General features: G+C 66.8%; 21 protein-coding genes. 12 read left to right on the top strand and 9 right to left on the bottom strand.

Annotation, left to right across the window (positions count from 1 at the left end; all coding sequences use genetic code 11):
- Positions 1–10 precede the first annotated feature (10 nt).
- Together QQ25_RS14220 and QQ25_RS14215 are read left to right on the top strand one after the other, a co-directional pair.
- Positions 11–808 carry an SDR family NAD(P)-dependent oxidoreductase gene (locus QQ25_RS14220; protein ID WP_039319352.1) on the top strand — a complete coding sequence of 266 codons (798 nt, stop codon included), beginning with the start codon at positions 11–13 and terminating at the stop codon, positions 806–808.
- A 2-nt stretch (positions 809–810) separates the two neighbouring features.
- Positions 811–1,593: a glucose 1-dehydrogenase gene (locus QQ25_RS14215; RefSeq protein ID WP_234706092.1), complete on the top strand. Its 783-nt coding sequence runs from the start codon at positions 811–813 to the stop codon at positions 1,591–1,593.
- 88 nt (positions 1,594–1,681) lie between these two features.
- On the opposite strand, the gene QQ25_RS14210 is transcribed toward QQ25_RS14215, so the two are convergent.
- The 4 genes from QQ25_RS14210 to QQ25_RS14195 all read right to left on the bottom strand — a co-directional run bounded on the left by QQ25_RS14210 (position 1,682) and on the right by QQ25_RS14195 (position 5,068).
- The gene (locus QQ25_RS14210; RefSeq protein WP_039319350.1) at positions 1,682–2,731 is read right to left on the bottom strand and encodes an alcohol dehydrogenase catalytic domain-containing protein; all 1,050 of its coding nucleotides are present in this window, start codon (positions 2,729–2,731) and stop codon (positions 1,682–1,684) included.
- Entirely contained in the window at positions 2,731–3,927 is a 1,197-nt protein-coding gene (locus tag QQ25_RS14205; protein ID WP_039379951.1) for an LLM class flavin-dependent oxidoreductase, read from the bottom strand. The genes QQ25_RS14210 and QQ25_RS14205 overlap by 1 nt, the downstream gene beginning before the upstream one ends.
- A gap of 87 nt (positions 3,928–4,014) precedes the next feature.
- Positions 4,015–4,653, bottom strand: a complete 639-nt coding sequence (locus QQ25_RS14200) for a TetR/AcrR family transcriptional regulator (protein ID WP_039319348.1) — start codon at positions 4,651–4,653, stop codon at positions 4,015–4,017.
- Between the two features lie 43 nt (positions 4,654–4,696).
- Positions 4,697–5,068, bottom strand: a complete 372-nt coding sequence (locus QQ25_RS14195) for a DUF952 domain-containing protein (RefSeq protein ID WP_052235823.1) — start codon at positions 5,066–5,068, stop codon at positions 4,697–4,699.
- Positions 5,069–5,226: 158 nt separating this feature from the next.
- Here QQ25_RS14195 and QQ25_RS14190 point away from each other — a divergent pair, with 158 nt between their 5' ends.
- Together QQ25_RS14190 and QQ25_RS14185 are read left to right on the top strand one after the other, a co-directional pair.
- On the top strand, positions 5,227–5,418 hold the full coding sequence (locus QQ25_RS14190) for a DUF7455 domain-containing protein (protein ID WP_029111051.1): 192 nt from the start codon (positions 5,227–5,229) through the stop codon (positions 5,416–5,418).
- A gap of 73 nt (positions 5,419–5,491) precedes the next feature.
- Positions 5,492–6,475: a YihY/virulence factor BrkB family protein gene (locus QQ25_RS14185; protein WP_039319342.1), complete on the top strand. Its 984-nt coding sequence runs from the start codon at positions 5,492–5,494 to the stop codon at positions 6,473–6,475.
- Here the strand turns inward: QQ25_RS14185 and QQ25_RS14180 are convergent.
- Entirely contained in the window at positions 6,465–6,701 is a 237-nt protein-coding gene (locus tag QQ25_RS14180; protein WP_039320495.1) for a DUF3039 domain-containing protein, read from the bottom strand. The genes QQ25_RS14185 and QQ25_RS14180 overlap by 11 nt on opposite strands.
- Before the next feature lie 106 nt (positions 6,702–6,807).
- Here QQ25_RS14180 and QQ25_RS14175 point away from each other — a divergent pair, with 106 nt between their 5' ends.
- The 3 genes from QQ25_RS14175 to QQ25_RS14165 all read left to right on the top strand — a co-directional run bounded on the left by QQ25_RS14175 (position 6,808) and on the right by QQ25_RS14165 (position 9,227).
- Positions 6,808–7,236: a DUF3099 domain-containing protein gene (locus tag QQ25_RS14175; RefSeq protein ID WP_039319339.1), complete on the top strand. Its 429-nt coding sequence runs from the start codon at positions 6,808–6,810 to the stop codon at positions 7,234–7,236.
- 117 nt (positions 7,237–7,353) lie between these two features.
- Positions 7,354–8,343 carry a sigma-70 family RNA polymerase sigma factor gene (locus QQ25_RS14170; protein ID WP_255376491.1) on the top strand — a complete coding sequence of 330 codons (990 nt, stop codon included), beginning with the start codon at positions 7,354–7,356 and terminating at the stop codon, positions 8,341–8,343.
- 194 nt (positions 8,344–8,537) lie between these two features.
- Positions 8,538–9,227, top strand: coding sequence for an iron-dependent transcriptional repressor DtxR (locus tag QQ25_RS14165; RefSeq protein ID WP_039319336.1), 690 nt, complete (start codon positions 8,538–8,540; stop codon positions 9,225–9,227).
- A gap of 4 nt (positions 9,228–9,231) precedes the next feature.
- On the opposite strand, the gene QQ25_RS14160 is transcribed toward QQ25_RS14165, so the two are convergent.
- Positions 9,232–10,299: a DUF4192 domain-containing protein gene (locus QQ25_RS14160; protein WP_039320492.1), complete on the bottom strand. Its 1,068-nt coding sequence runs from the start codon at positions 10,297–10,299 to the stop codon at positions 9,232–9,234.
- A 169-nt stretch (positions 10,300–10,468) separates the two neighbouring features.
- On the opposite strand from QQ25_RS14160, the gene sthA reads away from it, so the two are divergent.
- The gene (gene sthA, locus QQ25_RS14155; protein WP_039319334.1) at positions 10,469–11,884 is read left to right on the top strand and encodes a Si-specific NAD(P)(+) transhydrogenase; all 1,416 of its coding nucleotides are present in this window, start codon (positions 10,469–10,471) and stop codon (positions 11,882–11,884) included.
- Here the strand turns inward: sthA and QQ25_RS14150 are convergent.
- Entirely contained in the window at positions 11,881–12,708 is an 828-nt protein-coding gene (locus QQ25_RS14150; protein WP_039379279.1) for a trypsin-like serine peptidase, read from the bottom strand. The genes sthA and QQ25_RS14150 overlap by 4 nt on opposite strands.
- Before the next feature lie 168 nt (positions 12,709–12,876).
- Between QQ25_RS14150 and QQ25_RS14145 the strand changes: the two genes are divergently transcribed.
- The 3 genes from QQ25_RS14145 to QQ25_RS14135 are packed head-to-tail and all read left to right on the top strand — an operon-like array spanning position 12,877 to position 15,707.
- On the top strand, positions 12,877–13,902 hold the full coding sequence (locus tag QQ25_RS14145; protein WP_039379275.1) for a proteasome assembly chaperone family protein: 1,026 nt from the start codon (positions 12,877–12,879) through the stop codon (positions 13,900–13,902).
- Between the two features lie 36 nt (positions 13,903–13,938).
- The gene (locus tag QQ25_RS14140; protein WP_039379272.1) at positions 13,939–14,961 is read left to right on the top strand and encodes an alpha/beta fold hydrolase; all 1,023 of its coding nucleotides are present in this window, start codon (positions 13,939–13,941) and stop codon (positions 14,959–14,961) included.
- Positions 14,962–15,020: 59 nt separating this feature from the next.
- Positions 15,021–15,707 (top strand): PhzF family protein, encoded by a 687-nt coding sequence (locus tag QQ25_RS14135; RefSeq protein WP_039379270.1) that lies wholly within the window; start codon positions 15,021–15,023, stop codon positions 15,705–15,707.
- Positions 15,708–15,715: 8 nt separating this feature from the next.
- On the opposite strand, the gene nrdR is transcribed toward QQ25_RS14135, so the two are convergent.
- Both nrdR and QQ25_RS14125 read right to left on the bottom strand, forming a co-directional pair.
- Positions 15,716–16,171 carry a transcriptional regulator NrdR gene (gene nrdR, locus QQ25_RS14130; protein ID WP_019348288.1) on the bottom strand — a complete coding sequence of 152 codons (456 nt, stop codon included), beginning with the start codon at positions 16,169–16,171 and terminating at the stop codon, positions 15,716–15,718.
- Between the two features lie 164 nt (positions 16,172–16,335).
- Complete coding sequence (locus QQ25_RS14125) at positions 16,336–16,821, bottom strand: LysM peptidoglycan-binding domain-containing protein (protein ID WP_039320487.1); 486 nt, start codon at positions 16,819–16,821, stop codon at positions 16,336–16,338.
- 254 nt (positions 16,822–17,075) lie between these two features.
- Between QQ25_RS14125 and lexA the strand changes: the two genes are divergently transcribed.
- Positions 17,076–17,795 carry a transcriptional repressor LexA gene (lexA, locus tag QQ25_RS14120; RefSeq protein WP_039319323.1) on the top strand — a complete coding sequence of 240 codons (720 nt, stop codon included), beginning with the start codon at positions 17,076–17,078 and terminating at the stop codon, positions 17,793–17,795.
- The last annotated feature ends 14 nt before the right edge of the window (positions 17,796–17,809 follow it).

Raw genomic sequence — 17,809 nt, 5'->3', positions numbered from 1 at the left:
AAGGCAACCCATGAAGCTTCGGAACACCCGCGCTCTGGTCACCGGCGCGAGCCGCGGGCTGGGCAAGAGCATCGCCGAGGTGCTGGCCGCCCGCGGCGTCGACGTCGCGGTGGTGGCGCGTGACGCGGAGTCCCTGAACCTGCTCGCCAAGGAGATCGACGGCAAGGCCTACCCCACCGACCTCACCGATCCGGCCGCCGTCGAGGCGCTGCTGGACCAGGTCGAGGCCGACGGCCCGGTCGACATCCTGGTCAACAATGCCGGAATCGACCGCGTCGGCCTGTTCCCCGATGCCAGCGCCGCCGATGTGCAGAACCTCCTGCAGGTCAACCTCGCCGCACCATTGGAGCTGTGCCGCCAGGCCATGCCGCGGATGGTGCGACGGGGCCGCGGCCACATCGTCAACGTGTCGTCCTACGGGGCGATCGCCCAGGGCCCGGGGGTCACCTTGTACGGCACCTCCAAGGCCGGCCTGAGCCATTTCACCGCCGGTATCCGCGCCGAGCTGCGCGGCAAGCCCGTGGGCACCACACTCGTCCAGCTCGGCGAGGTGCGGACCGACATGATCGATCACATCAGGGAATTCACGCCCGCCCGCAAGACCATCGAGCGGTTCGAGCGGCTGCGCATGTTGCCCTCGGCGGCACTGGAGCCCGAGGTGGTGGCCACCGCGATCGCCGACGCCATCGAACGCAACAAGCGCCACGTCGTCATGCCGCGCCAGATCGTGGCGATGGCCAAGGTCACCGAGTTTCCCCGCCGCATGTCGGAGATCCTGCTGACCGGCATCGACCAGAACGAGAAGTAGCGATGACCACCCCCAAGCTCATGGATCTGTCCGGCAAGGTCGCGATCGTCACCGGCGCCGCGCGCGGCCAGGGTGAAGCCGAGGCGCGGTTGTTCGCCGCGCTCGGCGCCAAGGTGGTGATGACCGACGTACTCGTCGAGGACGGTCAGCGAGTGGCCGAATCCATCGGTCCCGCAGCACGTTTCCTCCGCCACGATGTGGGAAGCGAATCCGATTGGCACGCCGCCGTCGACACCGCGATGGTCGATTTCGGGCGCGTCGACGTGTTGGTGAACAACGCGGCCATCTGCAAGGTGGTGCCACTGGCCGAGCAGGACACCGACGGATTCGAGCAGATGCTGCGGGTGAATCTCATCGGAGCCTTCCTCGGCATCCAGGCCGTCACCGAACCGATGAAGGCCGCCGGTGGCGGCTCGATCGTCAACATCTCGTCACAGGCGGGTGTGCAGGGGCTCGCCGGTTACACCGCATACGGGGCGTCCAAGTGGGGTTTGCGCGGCATGTCGAAGGTCGCGGCAATCGAATTGGGCCCGTTGGGCATTCGTGTCAACACCGTCTATCCCGGAATGATCGACACGCCGATGATCGCCCACCTCGAGGTGGAGCGCGGACTGGGCGGCCATCCCGGTGCACCGCTCACCCGCGTCGGCACCCCCGAAGAGGTCGCCGAGGTCGTCGCATTCCTCGCCTCGGACGCGTCGTCATACATCACGGGCGCCGACCTGACCGTCGACGGTGGCGCCAGTGCGGGCCGCATCCCGGTGACGCCGGTTCACTCCGCCTGACGAGTGGATCTCCCGGCAGGATGGTGACCAGGACTGTGACTTGACGCGACGACGTCATTGCAGCCCTGGCCACCTGTGAGGACATGGCTCACCCCTGCGGTATCACCAGGATCTTCACGTGCGCCTCGGGGTCACGCAGCGCCTCGAATGCGTCACCCAACCCGTCGAGTCCGACCCGTCCGGTGATGATCGCCTCGGCGTCGATCTCGCCGTCGGCCAACCGTTTCAGCACGGTCTCGTAGGCCTCGTGGTAGGGGCCGTTGCCGAAGTTGATCGCGATCTGCCGGAACTGCGCGACAACCGGAATGATCGTCTCCTCGCCGAAAGGTGATGCGACGACCTGGATTCGGGACCCGAAGGGCAGGGTGTGGGTCAGCTTGTTGAGGGTGCCGGCCCGCCCGCTGCACTCATAGGCGATCAGGATTCCGCCGCCCCCACGCCCTTCCGTCAACATCGAATTCCACAGCTCGATCGGATCCTGCTCGCCCGGGTCGACCACGATGTCGGCACCCATCTTGAGCGCCAGTTCCCGGCGCTTCGGCGAAGGCTCGGAAGCGATCACCGTGTGCGCACCGTGCGCCTTGGCGGCCAGGATCGTGCCGAGACCGATCGAGCCGCAACCGATCACCAGCGCCGCATCGGCCTCGGTCAGGCCCGACTGCTGGACGTGCATCTCACCGACGTGGAGCGGCTCGGCGAGCGTCGCGTGCTCGAGGGACAACCCGTCGGGCACCTTGCGCACCCAGAACGCGTCGACCACGATCGTTTCGCCGAAGGCTCCGTGGTAGTCGTTGGAGTAGCCGATGATCGTCGGCATACCGTTGGCCTCGGTGGCCACCCCGATACCGGCGACCCGGTCGCCCACCTCGAAATCGGTGATGTCCGAACCGCGTTCGACGACAATCCCGGCGTACTCATGTCCGAGCACGACCGGCCTGCTGTGGTCGAACACCGCGAATGGGTAGCCCGCGCCGGCCGCCACCTCGACGAATCGGCAGGGGTCTTTCGACATGCTCAGATCGCTGCCGCAGATACCGCAGGCCACAACCTTGATGCGCAATTGTCCGGGCCCCGTCGCCGGCGGCTCGATGACGTCGGTGACGGTGAACCGACCGTCGAAGTATTCCGCCGCGCGCATCACGCCCCCTGTCCGGCGAGCTGCTCGGCAGGCCGGCCGTAGTAGTCCGTGTGAGCCTTGGTGATCGCCCCGATGAGGCCGCCGAGTAGGTTCTCGCTGTTGTCCTCGGCGAACTGCAAGCTGGCCTGCCGGCCCGCATTGCGGTTCTTGAAATGCGGGACGACCTCAGAGGCGAACAGTTCGTAGCTGCGCAAGGTGGCATCCCAGCCGGCCATGTCCACGTGCATGATCAACAGCGTCCCGAACCCACCGGTCTTCTCGATGAGTCGTTCGATCTGTGCGATCGCATCCTCGGGGGTACCGATGATCGCCTGGCCGAACTCGCCGAGATTGTCGGTGCGCCACTGGTTGATGATGCCCTCGGGTGTCTGCGCCCAGTCGGGGTTGATGCCCTGCTGCCGGTTGACGTACTCGGCGATCGCGTGAATCCGGCGGGCGACCGCCCGCTCGGCCTCGACCCGCGTCTCGGCGATGAAGATCGGATTGACCAGCCGCCAGGTGGAGCGGTCGGCCTGATAACCGTTCTCGGCTGAAACCTTCTCGTACACACCCCAGTTGCGGTCGAGCACGTCGAATCCGCTCGGCGAGCTGGCGGCCAGCGACAGGAGCGACAATCCGTGGGTGCCGGCGAGCACCGACCCGTTCGGAGAGATCGTCGAGGCGGTCGCCACCTCGATACCGGCCGGATCGTAGGTGGGCAGCTGGGCGCGCGCGTCGCGCAGGGTGAACCAGTCGGTTTCCATGTTGACGACCTCACCGCGCAGCAGCCGCAGCACCGCCTCGAGTGCGTCGCCCTGCATGCGCCGCTGGTCGATCGGATTGATCCCCATCATGTGCGCGTCCAGCGGGATCTTGCCCGGCCCGGTGCCGACGATCAGCCGGCCGCGCGTCTGCAGATCGAGCTGGGTGATGCGATCGGCGGTGACCAACGGATGGTGGTACGGCAGCGACATCACGCCGGTGCCGAATCGGATGCGCTCCGTGCGCTCGGCCGCTGCTGCGATGAACATGTCTGGCGCGGGCACGATTTCAGATCCGGTGGAGTGGTGCTCACCCATCCATGCCTCGTCGAAACCGAGATGGTCCAGGTGCTCCATCAGGTCGATGTCACGGCGCAGCTGTAGTGCCGGGTCGGCGTTGAGGGGGTGATAGGGCGCCAGGAAGGCCCCGAACTTGATCGAACTCGGATTCCACATGAACGGCACGTTATCTGGATCAGATGATTGGATCAAGTGATCCATAAATTTGACCGTGAAACGCCGCCCCGTTACGTGACGGATCAGTCAGGAGCCGAGTAGGCGGTCGACGCCGCCGACCACGAAACTCACCAGGTCGTCGTAGAAATCCCGCAGCTCGCCCTCGTCCAGCCGGCTGCCGTTGCGGCGCCATTCGTCGGCTCGGCTCAGCGCTTGGATGAAATTCATGATCGAGATGGCCCAGCGCAGTTCCAAGCGCGCGGGGTCGGAATCCGGAAACGCTCGCCGCACCTGAGCGAACAGTTCGTCGGGCAGATGCTGCTCGGTGTCGAGCAGTACCGGATTGTTCTCCTGTGAGATCTGCGCGATGATCTTGATCCACCGCATGCCCCGGACCCGATGGCGCAGCAACAGTTTCAGATACGGCTCGGTGACCGCACGGACGAGAGCGTCGGCGGTCGGCGCAACCGGATCGGCCGCGAGCGCCGCGACATTGCCCGCGATCTCGTCACGCACCGGCGCTCCGACGTCGGTGAGCACCGCGCGCAGCAGGTCGTCCTTGGATCCGAAGTGGTAGTGCACCGAGGCGGCGCCCAGACCCGCGGCAGCGTTGACGGCCCGCACCGACACCGCGTCCACCCCGTGGGCGGCGAACAGTCGTTCGGCAGCCTTCACCAGGCGCAGCCGGGTGGCCGCGCCCTGCCGATTCTGGGCTGCGCCGGACACCTGACGAGCATGGCACGGGCCGCGCCTGCGGCTGAGCTGCGCTCTACCCCGACGGCGTGTCGGCGAGCGGCGCGAACCGCCCCTGGGCGTCCGGCGCGTACGGCGTAATGGTCATCACAGCGTCCACCGGAAGCGGACCGTAGAGATGCGGGAACAACATCGCCTCGGGATCCGTCGGGACTCCGGGTTCCCACCGGACCGGATCGGACAGCTTCGCCGGGTCGATGTGCAGCAGCACCAGGTCGCCGCGTCCCGAGTAGAGCCGGTTGGCCGGCAGATGCACCTGCTCGGGAGCCGAAAGGTGGACGAAGCCCTGCACGCTCAACGAGTCGGGACGAAGCTCACCGCTACGCTGGGCCGTCAGCCATTCCTCGGTGCTGCACAGGTGAACCAGGACGCGCGGCGATGGATGCATACCGATAGCTTGCCCGGCAGCAACACGGCGACCAAGTGAGACACGACACACCGGTGAACCCCTGGGGAACAAGGCCGGAATCCAAAACGTCTGACAGAGTGGACATACGCAATCACGGCGCCTTTGCCGAGATGCGCAGAGCAGAAGACGGAGGAGCCATGAACGCAACTCTGACAAGCCCGGAGCTAACCAGAGCCGACCGCTGCGATCGCTGCGGTGCGGCCGCACGCGTGCGCGCGAAGTTGCCCTCGGGGGCCGAGCTGCTCTTCTGCCAGCACCATGCCAACGAGCACGAAGCCAAGCTGGTCGAGCTGGCTGCGGTGCTGGAAATCAGCACGGCAGACGCCTGACCGCCTCCGGACGGCACCGCCGACACCACCCGCCTGGGCAGGAGCATGTTTCGTCAGTAATGCTTGACTGGTCATGACTGGCCAGCCACTCCCGGTACCACCATCACGCCACCACATCTGGCACATCACTCGGCGCACATTGTCGAAGAGCTGGGACGACTCCATCTTCTCGGAGTCGGCACAGGCGGCGTTCTGGTGCGCGTTGTCATTGCCTCCCCTCCTACTGGGGATGCTCGGCAGCCTGGCCTACATCGCACCGTTGTTCGGGCCGGACACCCTGCCGACGATCCAGGATCAATTGATCAACGCGGCGAACAGCTTCTTCTCCCCCAACGTGGTCAACGAGATCATCGAACCGACGATCCGCGACATCGTGAAGGGCGCCCGCGGCGAGGTGGTGTCGGTGGGTTTCGTGATCTCGTTGTGGGCCGGATCCTCGGCGGTGTCGGCGTTCGTCGACTCCATCGTCGAGGCCCACGATCAGACACCGTTGCGGCACCCCGTGCGGCAGCGGTTCTATGCGCTGGGCCTCTACGTGATCATGTTGGTCTCTGCGATCGGGGTGGCACCGCTGCTGGCGCTGGGGCCGCGGGCGGTCTCCGAACACATCCCGGACAGCTGGGACAACGTGCTGCGCTACGGCTATTACCCGGCGCTGTTCCTGGCGGTGCTGGTCGGCGTGACCGTGCTGTACCGCGTCTCCCTGCCGGCGCCGATTCCGACGCATCGGCTGGTTCTCGGAGCCGTGCTGGCCACGGTGGTGTTCCTGGTCGCCACGTTCGGGCTACGGATCTACCTGACCTGGATCACCAGCACCGGCTACACCTACGGTGCACTGGCCACGCCGATCGCGTTCCTGTTGTTCGCGTTCTTTTTGGGCTTCGCCATCATGTTCGGCGCCGAACTCAACGCGGCCATCCAGGAAGAGTGGCCCGCATCGGACACCCACGCCAGGAGACTGCGGGAATGGCTGGGAGACAAGGCACTCAACGGCGGCGCCCAGGCGCCGGCCGAAAGCCGTGCGCCCGAGCCCGTCGACCTGCCGCCTACTTCTTGAGTGACTCGTAGATCTTCTTGCAGTCCGGGCACACCGGAGAGCCGGGCTTGGCCGATTTCGTCACGGGGAACACCTCGCCGCACAGCGCGACCACATGCGTGCCCATGACGGCACTTTCGGCGATCTTGTTCTTCTTGACGTAGTGGAAGAACTTGGGGCTGTCGTCGTCGGTCCCGTCGTCGACGCGTTCGTCGGTGTCCGGGCGCTCGATGGTCTGGGTAGGCATGTTCTTATTCTGCTCCTCACGTGCGCGCGGCATCCATTGTGCCTGGGTGCGGGCCGCAGCGAAATCCACCTGTCACGGCCCGGGCCAGGTGTGGAACAGTAGAGGCATGAAACAAAGCCACGAGCTGAGTTTCGACGGCGATTTCGGCGACGATTTCGGCAAGGAAGCCCGCCCGGTTCTCATCACCAAAGCCGCACCTGCCTACGAAGTGCAGCACCGCCAGCGCGTCCGCAAGTACCTGACGTTGATGGCCTTCCGCATCCCTGCGCTCATCCTGGCTGCCGTCGCCTACAACATCTGGCAGAACGGGCTCATCTCCCTCGCGATCATCGTGGTGTCCATCCCACTCCCGTGGATGGCCGTGCTGATCGCCAACGATCGTCCACCGCGCAGCGCCGAGGAACCACGGCGTTACGCGGGCCGTGGCGAGCGGATTCCACTGTTCCCGACCGCGGAGCGGCCGGCGTTACAGAAGGAGCCGGTTATGCCACCGCAACCGGACACAGCGCGAACCGGCGACGATGCTCCCAGCTGAGCGGCTTCTTTAACCATTCTTAGGACATTCTCAGGTCGGCCCGGAAAAACTGCAGCTCAATGGGCATGAATCCGGACATCGGCGGGAACTCTGATGGCGTCTACGACGTTGTAGACCATGACAGTTCGAGCCGATCAGGAGGCCGTCATGGCAAATGCCACCACAAGCCGCGTCGACAGTGATCTGGACGCCCAGAGCCCTGCCGCCGACCTCGTGCGCGTGTATCTGAACGGCATCGGCAAAACGGCGTTGCTCAACGCCGCCGATGAGGTAGAGCTCGCAAAGCGCATCGAGGCAGGCTTGTACGCCCAGCACGTGCTGGACACCAAGAAGCGTCTGGGCGAGAACCGGAAACGCGACCTGGCCACCGTCGTCCGCGACGGCGAGGCCGCCCGCCGGCACCTGCTGGAGGCCAACCTGCGTCTGGTGGTGTCGCTGGCCAAGCGATACACCGGCAGGGGCATGCCGCTGCTGGATCTGATCCAGGAAGGCAACCTGGGCCTGATCCGCGCGATGGAGAAGTTCGACTACACCAAGGGCTTCAAGTTCTCCACGTATGCCACCTGGTGGATCCGCCAGGCCATCACCCGTGGTATGGCGGATCAGAGCCGCACCATCCGCCTCCCCGTCCACCTGGTCGAGCAGGTCAACAAGCTCGCCCGCATCAAGCGCGAGATGCACCAGAACCTGGGCCGCGAGGCCACCGACGAGGAACTGGCCGAAGAGTCGGGCATTCCGGTGGAGAAGATCAACGACCTGCTGGAGCACAGCCGGGATCCGGTGAGCCTGGACATGCCGGTGGGCACCGACGAGGAAGCCCCGTTGGGCGACTTCATCGAGGACTCCGAGGCGATGTCGGCCGAGAACGCCGTCATCTCCGAGCTGTTGCACACCGACATCCGCCACGTGCTGGCCACGCTCGACGAGCGTGAGCAGCAGGTGATCCGGTTGCGGTTCGGCCTCGACGACGGCCAGCCCCGCACCCTGGACCAGATCGGCAAGCTGTTCGGCCTGTCCCGCGAGCGGGTGCGCCAGATCGAGCGTGAAGTGATGGCCAAGCTGCGCAACGGCGAGCGCGCCGACCGGCTCCGCTCCTACGCCAGCTAGTCCGCCCAAGCCGATGGGCCCCGCCGGTTTCCGGCGGGGCCCATCGGCCATTCCGGGCGATTTTCGCCGGTTTACCCAGCCTGTCCTGGGCTTTTGGGTGACGATGTGAGCTGGCCGACGCCCCGACGTTGCGCCGCAGTTCAAACGCCGGAAACGGTAGACTGAGCCGTGACGTTTGGGCTGGGAAGGCGCGCATGAACGATCTGGTCGATACCACCGAGATGTACCTGCGGACGATCTACGACCTCGAGGAAGAGGGCGTGGTGCCGCTGCGTGCCCGCATCGCCGAACGACTCGACCAGAGCGGTCCGACGGTCAGCCAGACGGTGTCCCGTATGGAACGGGACGGCCTGCTGCATGTGGCCGGCGACCGCCACCTGGAGTTGACCGACAAGGGCCGCGCCCTGGCTGTCGCGGTGATGCGCAAGCACCGGCTGGCCGAGCGGCTGCTGGTCGACGTGATCGGGCTGCCCTGGGAGGACGTCCACGCCGAGGCGTGCCGCTGGGAACACGTGATGAGTGAGGATGTGGAGCGCCGGCTGGTGCAGGTGCTCGACAACCCCACCACCTCCCCGTTCGGCAATCCGATCCCGGGCCTGTCAGACCTCGGGGTCGGCACGACCGGCTTCGATGACGTCAGCCTGGTCCGGCTCACCGAACTCCCGGTCGGGTTGCCGGTGGCCGTGGTGGTGCGCCAGCTCACCGAGCACGTTCAGGGCGACACCGAGCTGATCGGCCGGCTGAAGGATGCCGGTGTGGTGCCGAACGCGAGGGTCACCGTCGAGGCCACCGACCATGGCGGCGTGATGATCGTGATCCCCGGGCATGAGCAGGTCGAGCTGCCCCATCACATGGCGCACGCGGTGCGCGTCGAGAAGGTCTAGCCGCTCAACCGGCTCTGCGCCCCCACTGCCTGCGCCGCGGCAACTGCACGCCGAGCTGCTCGGCCAGCCGATAGCCGGTGGCCGCCAGCTCCCTGATCCGTTCCGGGTGCATGCCCGATTGCAACGCGGTATCGAGCATCCCGGCCATCCGGTGCGTCGGCCGAGCCTGCAAAGCGGCATCCAGCGAAACCCCGGCCAGCGGACCGTCACCGCGCGCATATGCCGAAAAGGCCAGCAACACAAGCGCTTCCACGCGCCATGGGTCGGGCAGACTACGAGCCAACAGAGCCCACAAGGCTTCGGCCTGCTCCGCGCACTCTCCCACCGCCAACGCATAGAGCGTGTCGCGGACACGGGGATCGGCCAACCCGACGGCGAGCCGCGCCAACTCGGCACGCCCGGGCCCGTCGCCCTCGGCGAGCCGCAGCGCCACCGTCATCGCGGCCTCGACGTCGGTGCGCACCTCGGCGTCGGGCCGCGACTCCGGGCACCCGGGCCGCTGGGCCACGAGCGCCAGTGGCCGTTTCATGCCGTCTCCGGCGACGGGATCCGGCCGGATCACCTGCAGCAGTTCTTCGCGGCTGGCGTAGAGCCGCCGACCGTCCAGCACCGCGGCGGCCGCCAGCGGCGACGCACCCGGATCGTCCACGAACCCTTGTTCGCCACAACCGTCGGCGCAGTGCCAGATTCCGCCCGCGGCCACTTTGTCCACCACGTGCGCGGCGTAGAGCTCGATACCGTCGGCGGCCAGCGCCTGGTCCAGCACCGAGGTCAAGTCGCGGTAGCGGTCATCGCACGCCTGGCAATCAGTGCTCTGGTCGTCCACCACCACGGCGATCACCGCGTCGGCGCCGGCGGTGGCCGCGAGGTCGACCAGATGATCGATGCGCTGGGTCATGTCGTCCGCCAGATCGGCGCGCATGACGCAACCCAACGCGCCACGGTCGACGGTGACCAGCACGAGGCTGCGGTGTGGGACGAAGCCGAGCACCGCGGGCAGTGCGGCGATCAGCGCGCCGGGACGGTTGAGGTGGAAATCGAATTCCGACGAGGACGGCGGTGGTGTTGTCATGCCCTGACCGTCCCAACCGGTGCCGTCACGGACCGTCCCCAGCACCCCCCGGTCGCCGGTGGCTGGGGATGGACTCTGCGTTGGGGATAACCCGGGAGGCATTTGTTCACCGGGTATTCGGCGTCGGCCACATGCGCCGGGCCGGCAACCCCGCGTAGACAGTTGTGCCATGGGTTCGATGCAGGAATATGACCTCGTCGTCATCGGTTCCGGCCCCGGTGGCCAACGCGCCGCCATCGCCGCAGCGAAGCTCGGCAAGTCCGTCGCGGTGATCGAGCGGGGCATGATGCTCGGCGGCGTGTGCGTCAACACCGGCACCATCCCGTCCAAGACGCTGCGTGAGGCCGTCGTCTACCTGACCGGCATGAGTCAGCGGGAACTCTATGGCGCGAGCTACCGGGTCAAGGACAAGATCACCCCTGCTGATCTGCTGTCGCGGACCCAGCACGTCATCGGCAGGGAGATCGATGTCGTGCGGTCGCAGCTGATGCGCAACCGCATCGAGCTCTACACCGGGCACGGCCGGTTCTCCGACGAACACACGATCATCGTCGAGGACCCCAACCGCGCCGAGTTGGTCACTGTCCGTGGCCGTTTCATCGTGATCGCCACGGGGACCAAGCCGGCCCGCCCCGCCGGTGTCACGTTCGACGATGCGCGAGTCCTCGATTCCGACGGCATCCTCGATCTCAAGTCGCTGCCCGCGTCGATGGTGGTGGTCGGCGCAGGGGTGATCGGTATCGAGTACGCCTCGATGTTCGCCGCACTCGGGACCAAGGTCACCGTCGTGGAGAAGCGCGACGACATGCTCGAGTTCTGTGATCCCGAGATCATCGAGTCACTGCGTTTCCACCTGCGCGACCTCGCGGTCACCTTCCGGTTCGGTGAAGAGGTGACCGGCGTGGACGTCGGCCCGTCCGGCACGGTGACCACCCTGGCCAGCGGCAAGCAGATCCCCGCCGAGACGGTGATGTATTCGGCTGGGCGCCAGGGACAGACCGATCATCTCGATCTGTCCAACGCCGGCCTGGAATCCGATGCTCGCGGCCGCATCTACGTCGACGACAACTTCACCACCAAGGTGGACCACATCTACGCGGTGGGCGATGTGATCGGATTCCCGGCGCTGGCCGCCACGTCGATGGAGCAGGGCCGGCTGGCGGCCTACCACGCGTTCGGCGAGCCAACCAAGGGCATGATGAGCCTGCAGCCGATCGGCATCTACTCGATCCCTGAGGTGTCCTTCGTCGGCGCCACCGAGGTCGATCTGACCAAGGATTCGATCCCCTACGAGGTCGGTGTGTCCCGGTACCGCGAGTTGGCGCGCGGCCAGATCGCCGGCGACTCCTACGGCATGCTCAAACTACTGGTGTCCACCGAGGATCTCCGGGTGCTCGGCGTGCACATCTTCGGAACCAACGCGACCGAGATGGTGCACATCGGGCAGGCTGTGATGGGGTGCGGCGGCACAGTGGAATACCTCGTCGACGCGGTGTTCAACTATCCGACGTTCTCGGAGGCGTACAAGGTTGCCGCACTGGATGTGATGAACAAACTGCGCGCGCTCAACCAGTTTCGCTACTAGCAATCGGATTCGAGTGCCGCTGGCGCGGCGTCGCCCGGCCCGCCTGCCTCGGCCCGGGACAGCAACCGGACGATGCGGTCGTCGAAATGCGGTGAGTAGGACACGTCGTCGTCGCACCCACCGCCGTCGAGCCCGCCGACCAGGCCGGTCACCGTGGACCCCGAAACCCATGGGGCGCCGCTGAAACCGTCGGTGAGGCCGGCGCAGGCCAGGGACGGGAACCCTTGCGGTGACCGTTCGGTCGCGCCCCGACAGGCCAGCGGGCTGCCACCTTCCCCCATCGGGTAGCCGGTCACCGTCACGAGACTTCCCGGCGCAGGCGCCGACCCCAGGCTCAACCCGCCGTCGGCCGCCGCGAGCAGGCTTGCCCCGGAACCGCCGGTGACCCGCACGATGGCGTAATCGGCTTGCGGATCCTGCTCGGAGATCCAGCGCGGGTCCAGATACACCGCGTCGACATGCCAGGTGGCGCCACCGCCTTCGCCGAAACCGGGGACGAACGCCGTATCGGCGCCGTCGAGAAGACAGTGCGCGGCCGTCAGGATGAGATCACCGGACGTGCTGGACAACACCGATCCGCTGCACGTGTGCGTCGTGGTGTCGCCGAGGAACAACGCTCCCACGCGACGGTCCGGCATCACCGACTCCGCCCCGGCCTGGGACAACGGGCTGACCTCCACCGGTGGGTTGTCCGGCGCGACCGTCGGGGAGCCGGCAGACCCGACCCCCGCGGTCCGGGTGCCCGGCCCGGCGCACGCCGCGGCCAGCGCGGTCATCACGGCCGCCGCGATTGTGAGCTTCACCATCCGGGTCACCTGCATCATGACGATTTTGCCTGATCGCGGGCACCGCCGCCGGAATGACGGCCCCGGTCTGGCGCGTTCGCATGCACAAGCGGGGCGGAACGAACCCGCAGCGTGGGTATGCGAGACACTAGATGGCACGGTGGTGGGCCGTCACAGCGTCCTACCGCAGCGAGGAGACGAAGCGAAATGACCGACAGCAGCGACACCCCCGAGCAGCACTACCAGCCCGATCAGAGCGGAATGTACGAGCTCGAGTTCCCGGCGCCGCAGTTGTCCTCTTCGGATGGCCGCGGTCCGGTGCTGATCCATGCCCTGGAGGGATACTCCGACGCCGGTCACGCGATCCGGCTGGCCGCGGAGCACCTCAAGGACACGCTCGACACCGAGCTGGTGGCCTCCTTCGCCATCGACGAGCTGCTCGACTACCGCTCGCGGCGGCCTCTGATGACCTTCAAGACCGACCACTTCACCAGCTACGACGAACCCGAGCTCAATCTCTACGCGCTGCACGACGACGTGGGCACGCCGTTCTTGCTGCTGGCCGGCCTGGAGCCGGACCTGCGGTGGGAGCGGTTCATCACCGCGGTGCGGCTGCTGTCCGAACAGCTCGGGGTACGGCGGGTGATCGGCCTCGGCACCATTCCGATGGCGGTGCCGCACACCCGCCCTGTCATGCTCACCGCGCACTCCAACGACAAGGAACTGATCGCGGACCACACTCCCTGGGTCGGCGAGGTGCAGGTGCCGGCGAGTGTCTCCAACCTGCTCGAGTTCCGGATGGCTCAGCACGGCCATGAGGTGGTGGGTTACACCGTGCACGTCCCGCACTACCTGGCCCAGACGGCCTATCCGCCCGCCGCCGAGGCGCTGCTGGCAGAGGTGGCCCGTACCGGTTCGCTAAAACTGCCGTTGGACAAACTGTCCGAGGCCGGTGCCGAGGTGTACAGCAAGATCAACGAGCAGGTAGAGGCCAGCGCGGAAGTCGCCCAAGTGGTGACGGGGTTGGAGCGCCAGTACGATGCGTTCGTTGCCGCACAGGAAAATCGGTCCCTGCTGGCGCGCGACGAGGAACTGCCCAGCGGCGACGAGTTGGGTGCCGAGTTCGAACGGTTCCTCGCCCAGCAGGCCGGTGACAAGTACAAAGACGACAAGTACCGAGACGGACGGGATGGCTTCGGCGACGGATTCCCGAACGGCGACAACCACTCATAGCCGCCCGACGCCGGGCCGAGAGCGAGGTTGACCAGCATGACCGAGCGCAAACCCCATCTGCGGACCGTTCGCGAGCTCACCCCGACGCTCGAATACCGCACGATCCACGGATACCGGCGCGCCTTCCGGGTGGCCGGATCCGGGCCGGCGATCCTGCTGATCCACGGCATCGGCGACAACTCCACCACCTGGCACACCGTGCAATCGGCTCTGGCGCAGAGGTTCACGGTGATCGCCCCGGACCTGCTCGGGCACGGCAGCTCCGACAAGCCGCGTGCGGACTATTCGGTGGCGGCCTACGCCAACGGCATGCGTGACCTGCTCAGCGTCCTCGACATCGACCGGGTTACCGTGGTCGGTCATTCCCTGGGCGGCGGCGTGGCCATGCAATTCGCCTACCAGTTCCCGCAGTTGGTGGACCGGCTCATCCTGGTCGGCGCCGGAGGCGTCACCAAGGATGTCAACGTGGCACTGCGGGTCGCCTCACTGCCGATGGGCAGCGAGGCGCTGGCGCTGCTGCGGCTGCCACTGGTGCTGCCGGCTCTGCAGCTGGCCGGGCGGGCCGCGGGCGCCGTGTTGGGCTCGGCCGGGCTCGGGCATGACATCCCGGACATGCTGCGCATCCTGGCCGATCTGCCGGAGCCGACGGCATCGTCGGCATTTGCCCGGACCCTGCGCGCCGTCGTGGACTGGCGGGGCCAGGTCGTCACCATGCTGGACCGCTGTTACTTGACTGAATCCGTTCCCGTGCAACTGATTTGGGGCGAGTCGGACTCGGTGATCCCCGTCAGCCACGCCCGGATGGCGCACTCGGCGATGCCCGGATCCCAATTGGAGGTCTTCTCCGGATCCGGGCATTTTCCGTTCCACGACGATCCCGACCGCTTCGTCGAGGTGGTCGAGCGCTTCATCGACACGACCGAACCGTCGGTGTACGACCAGGATCGGCTCCGCAGCCTTCTGCGCAGCGGGCGCAGCGAAGCGGCGATGAGCGGAACGTTCGACACCCAGGCCGCGGCGCTCGACGCGATGGGCGCCGACGAGCGCAGCGCCACCTGACCTTCTCACCCTTGCCCGGGCCGCGCCGACAACCGGGGACTGCGACGTAGCATCGGTCTATGGCCACCGATGTCACCGTGCTGCGCGTGTTCACCGACTCCGACGGCAAGTACGGCAATCCGCTTGGAGTGGTCGACAACAGCACCGTCGCTCCTGGCGACCGGCAACGGATCGCCGCCGAATTGGGTTACAGCGAAACGGTATTCATCGATCTGCCGCAGCCGGGCGCCAACTCGGCCGGCGCTCACATCTTCACCCCGGCAACCGAGCTGCCGTTCGCCGGGCACCCGACCGTCGGGGCATCATGGTGGCTGCGTGAGATCGGGCTGCCGGTCCGCACCCTGCGAGTGCATGCCGGGATTCTCCAGGTTGAGTACGACGCAGATCGTGCCGTCGTCAACGCGCGGTCCGAATGGGCACCGGAGTTCGCCATCTATGACCTGAGCTCGGTCGACGAGTTGCTTGCCGCCGACCCCAAGGATTTCGACGACGCCGACCAGAACTACCTCTGGGCCTGGATCGACAAGGCGAACGGCACGGTGCGAGCCAGATCATTCGCCCCAGCGCTGGGGATCCCCGAAGACGAGGCGACCGGCGCGGCAGCGGTCCGGATGACCGACTATCTCAGCCGGGACCTCAGGATCATCCAGGGCAAGGGTTCTGTGATCGAGACCCGCTGGAGCCCGGAGGGCTGGGTCCGCCTGGCCGGCCGCGTGGTCAACGATGGCACCGCCCGGCTGGAGTGAACCTCGAACTACGCCTCGGCGCGGTGAGCCCGTAGTGCCTCGATCTCGCGTTCGAAGTCTTCGGCCGACGAAAACGACCGGTACACCGAGGCGAATCTCAGATAGGCGACTTCGTCCAGTTCGCGGAGCGGACCGAGAATCGCCAACCCCACTTCATGACTGGGGATTTCCGGAGTGCCGAGCCCGCGGACGGCGTCCTCGACTTTTTGCGCCAACACATTGAGGGCATCATCGTCGACCTGCCTGCCCTGACAGGACCGGCGCACGCCGCGGATTACCTTTTCACGACTGAACGGCTCGGTCACCCCGCTGCGCTTCACCACGGCCAGCACAGCTGTCTCCACGGTGGTGAATCGACGTCCGCACTCAGGGCACGACCGCCGGCGCCGGATGGCCTGCCCCTCATCGGTCTCGCGCGAATCGACGACACGCGAATCGGGATGACGGCAGAACGGACAGTGCATCACCGCTCCTTCGTCATGCCGCCGGACAACTAGTTCGAGCGTCCTTGAGCGTACCCGTGATGCCCGTGGCAGACGCACCGCCGGGTCCAGTGGCGCATAGGCGCTCACGCCGGCGCCGGCCAGTGTGGCTGGCAGCCAGGACGATTCAGCGGACATGGAACTGGTCAGCCGACCGGGGCGAGCAGCGTCTGCCCCGTGTCGACTGCTGCGGATTCGAGCTGGTTGAGGTCGCGGATCTGCTCGACGACCTGGGCCACCGGGGCATCCGGGGCGACCCGGCGGGCCACCTGCTGCAGTGTCTCCCCCGACTTCACCTGAACCACGGCCAGTTCGGCCGGCGCCGCAGGCTCAGTACCCATCACCCCGCCGAGTTGGGCCACCAACCCGAGCCACACGGTGATGCCGGCCGCCACCAGCGCCAGCAAGACAGTCGTCAACGGCGTGATGGGACGGCTGCGATGAGATGCCCGCGACATCAGCACCCCGGTTCCGTGGTAGCGGACCGCGCCACCGGCAGGCCGGGCAGGTGCCGGGCGGCGGACCCGGCGCACCGGCCGCGGCGCGCCGGTGCCGAACTGGGCGCGGGGTGACTGCGGCATGGCCCGAACAGCGCGGGAACGGCTATCGGCCGGGATATCGATGATCGCCATCTGACTGCCTTTCGGTGAGACTGATTCGCTTATGTGTTCGAACATAGTCGCTCAAGTGTTCGATGGATAGAACATGTGATCGAACTGTTGCCAAACGATAGAACAGGGCACCGACAAGTTCCGGCGGCGAAGAACGGCGGCCGCACGCCGCACCCCCGCACCGCGCGGACCGCCCAGTCCACCTGGGAACTCGCGCGCAACACGCGTCGAACACATGTTTGATTAATGTTCGACCAACGACTACATTCGGCCTCATGAGCGACGACCGCAGCAGGGACGGCAGCACCGAAAGCCCGGCCGGATCGGACGGCGCAGGCCCACGCCGGGCCGAGGGCGGCCTCACCGACCGGCAACGCACCATTCTCGACGTGATCCGCGCGTCGGTGACCAGCCGCGGCTATCCGCCCAGCATCCGGGAGATCGGCGACGCGGTCGGCTTGACCTCCACCTCGTCGGTCGCTCATCAGTTGCGCACCCTGGAACGCAAGGGCTACCTACGACGCGACCCCAACCGGCCGCGCGCGGTCGACGTACGGAGTGCCGAAGATCAAGCGGCCGCGGTGGTGTCTACCGATGTGGCCGGCTCGGACGCACTACCCGAGCCGACCTTCGTCCCGGTGCTGGGACGCATCGCGGCAGGCGGTCCCATCCTCGCCGAGCAGGCAGTAGAGGATGTCTTCCCGCTGCCCCGGGAACTGGTCGGCGAGGGCTCGCTGTTCCTGCTCAAGGTCGTCGGAGACTCGATGGTGGATGCCGCCATCTGCGACGGCGACTGGGTGGTTGTGCGCCAGCAGAGCGTGGCCGACAACGGTGAGATCGTGGCCGCCATGATCGACGGCGAGGCCACCGTGAAGACGTTCAAGCGGACCCGTGGTCAGGTCTGGCTCATGCCGCACAACCCGGCCTACGACCCGATCCCGGGCAACGACGCGGCGGTGCTCGGCAAGGTCGTCACCGTGATCCGCAAGATCTGACGGATCGATCCTCG

Origin of the sequence: Mycolicibacterium setense (assembly GCF_000805385.1) — a bacterium.
Taxonomy (GTDB): domain Bacteria; phylum Actinomycetota; class Actinomycetes; order Mycobacteriales; family Mycobacteriaceae; genus Mycobacterium; species Mycobacterium setense.
The sequence above is the reverse complement of the archived record's forward strand: the minus strand, read 5'-3'. Positions and strand labels throughout refer to the sequence as shown.

Excerpts from the sequence above, each read along its gene's own strand:
- QQ25_RS14220 (WP_039319352.1), top strand. The coding sequence starts at position 11 with ATGAAGCTTCGGAACACCCGCGCTCTGGTCACCGGCGCGAGCCGCGGG.
- QQ25_RS14215 (WP_234706092.1), top strand. The coding sequence starts at position 811 with ATGACCACCCCCAAGCTCATGGATCTGTCCGGCAAGGTCGCGATCGTC.
- QQ25_RS14210 (WP_039319350.1), bottom strand. The coding sequence starts at position 2,731 with ATGCGCGCGGCGGAATACTTCGACGGTCGGTTCACCGTCACCGACGTC.
- QQ25_RS14205 (WP_039379951.1), bottom strand. The coding sequence starts at position 3,927 with ATGTGGAATCCGAGTTCGATCAAGTTCGGGGCCTTCCTGGCGCCCTAT.
- QQ25_RS14195 (WP_052235823.1), bottom strand. The coding sequence starts at position 5,068 with ATGCATCCATCGCCGCGCGTCCTGGTTCACCTGTGCAGCACCGAGGAA.
- QQ25_RS14190 (WP_029111051.1), top strand. The coding sequence starts at position 5,227 with ATGAACGCAACTCTGACAAGCCCGGAGCTAACCAGAGCCGACCGCTGC.
- QQ25_RS14185 (WP_039319342.1), top strand. The coding sequence starts at position 5,492 with ATGACTGGCCAGCCACTCCCGGTACCACCATCACGCCACCACATCTGG.
- QQ25_RS14180 (WP_039320495.1), bottom strand. The coding sequence starts at position 6,701 with ATGCCTACCCAGACCATCGAGCGCCCGGACACCGACGAACGCGTCGAC.
- QQ25_RS14175 (WP_039319339.1), top strand. The coding sequence starts at position 6,808 with ATGAAACAAAGCCACGAGCTGAGTTTCGACGGCGATTTCGGCGACGAT.
- QQ25_RS14170 (WP_255376491.1), top strand. The coding sequence starts at position 7,354 with ATGACAGTTCGAGCCGATCAGGAGGCCGTCATGGCAAATGCCACCACA.
- QQ25_RS14165 (WP_039319336.1), top strand. The coding sequence starts at position 8,538 with ATGAACGATCTGGTCGATACCACCGAGATGTACCTGCGGACGATCTAC.
- QQ25_RS14160 (WP_039320492.1), bottom strand. The coding sequence starts at position 10,299 with ATGACAACACCACCGCCGTCCTCGTCGGAATTCGATTTCCACCTCAAC.
- sthA (WP_039319334.1), top strand. The coding sequence starts at position 10,469 with ATGGGTTCGATGCAGGAATATGACCTCGTCGTCATCGGTTCCGGCCCC.
- QQ25_RS14150 (WP_039379279.1), bottom strand. The coding sequence starts at position 12,708 with ATGATGCAGGTGACCCGGATGGTGAAGCTCACAATCGCGGCGGCCGTG.
- QQ25_RS14145 (WP_039379275.1), top strand. The coding sequence starts at position 12,877 with ATGACCGACAGCAGCGACACCCCCGAGCAGCACTACCAGCCCGATCAG.
- QQ25_RS14140 (WP_039379272.1), top strand. The coding sequence starts at position 13,939 with ATGACCGAGCGCAAACCCCATCTGCGGACCGTTCGCGAGCTCACCCCG.
- QQ25_RS14135 (WP_039379270.1), top strand. The coding sequence starts at position 15,021 with ATGGCCACCGATGTCACCGTGCTGCGCGTGTTCACCGACTCCGACGGC.
- nrdR (WP_019348288.1), bottom strand. The coding sequence starts at position 16,171 with ATGCACTGTCCGTTCTGCCGTCATCCCGATTCGCGTGTCGTCGATTCG.
- QQ25_RS14125 (WP_039320487.1), bottom strand. The coding sequence starts at position 16,821 with ATGGCGATCATCGATATCCCGGCCGATAGCCGTTCCCGCGCTGTTCGG.
- lexA (WP_039319323.1), top strand. The coding sequence starts at position 17,076 with ATGAGCGACGACCGCAGCAGGGACGGCAGCACCGAAAGCCCGGCCGGA.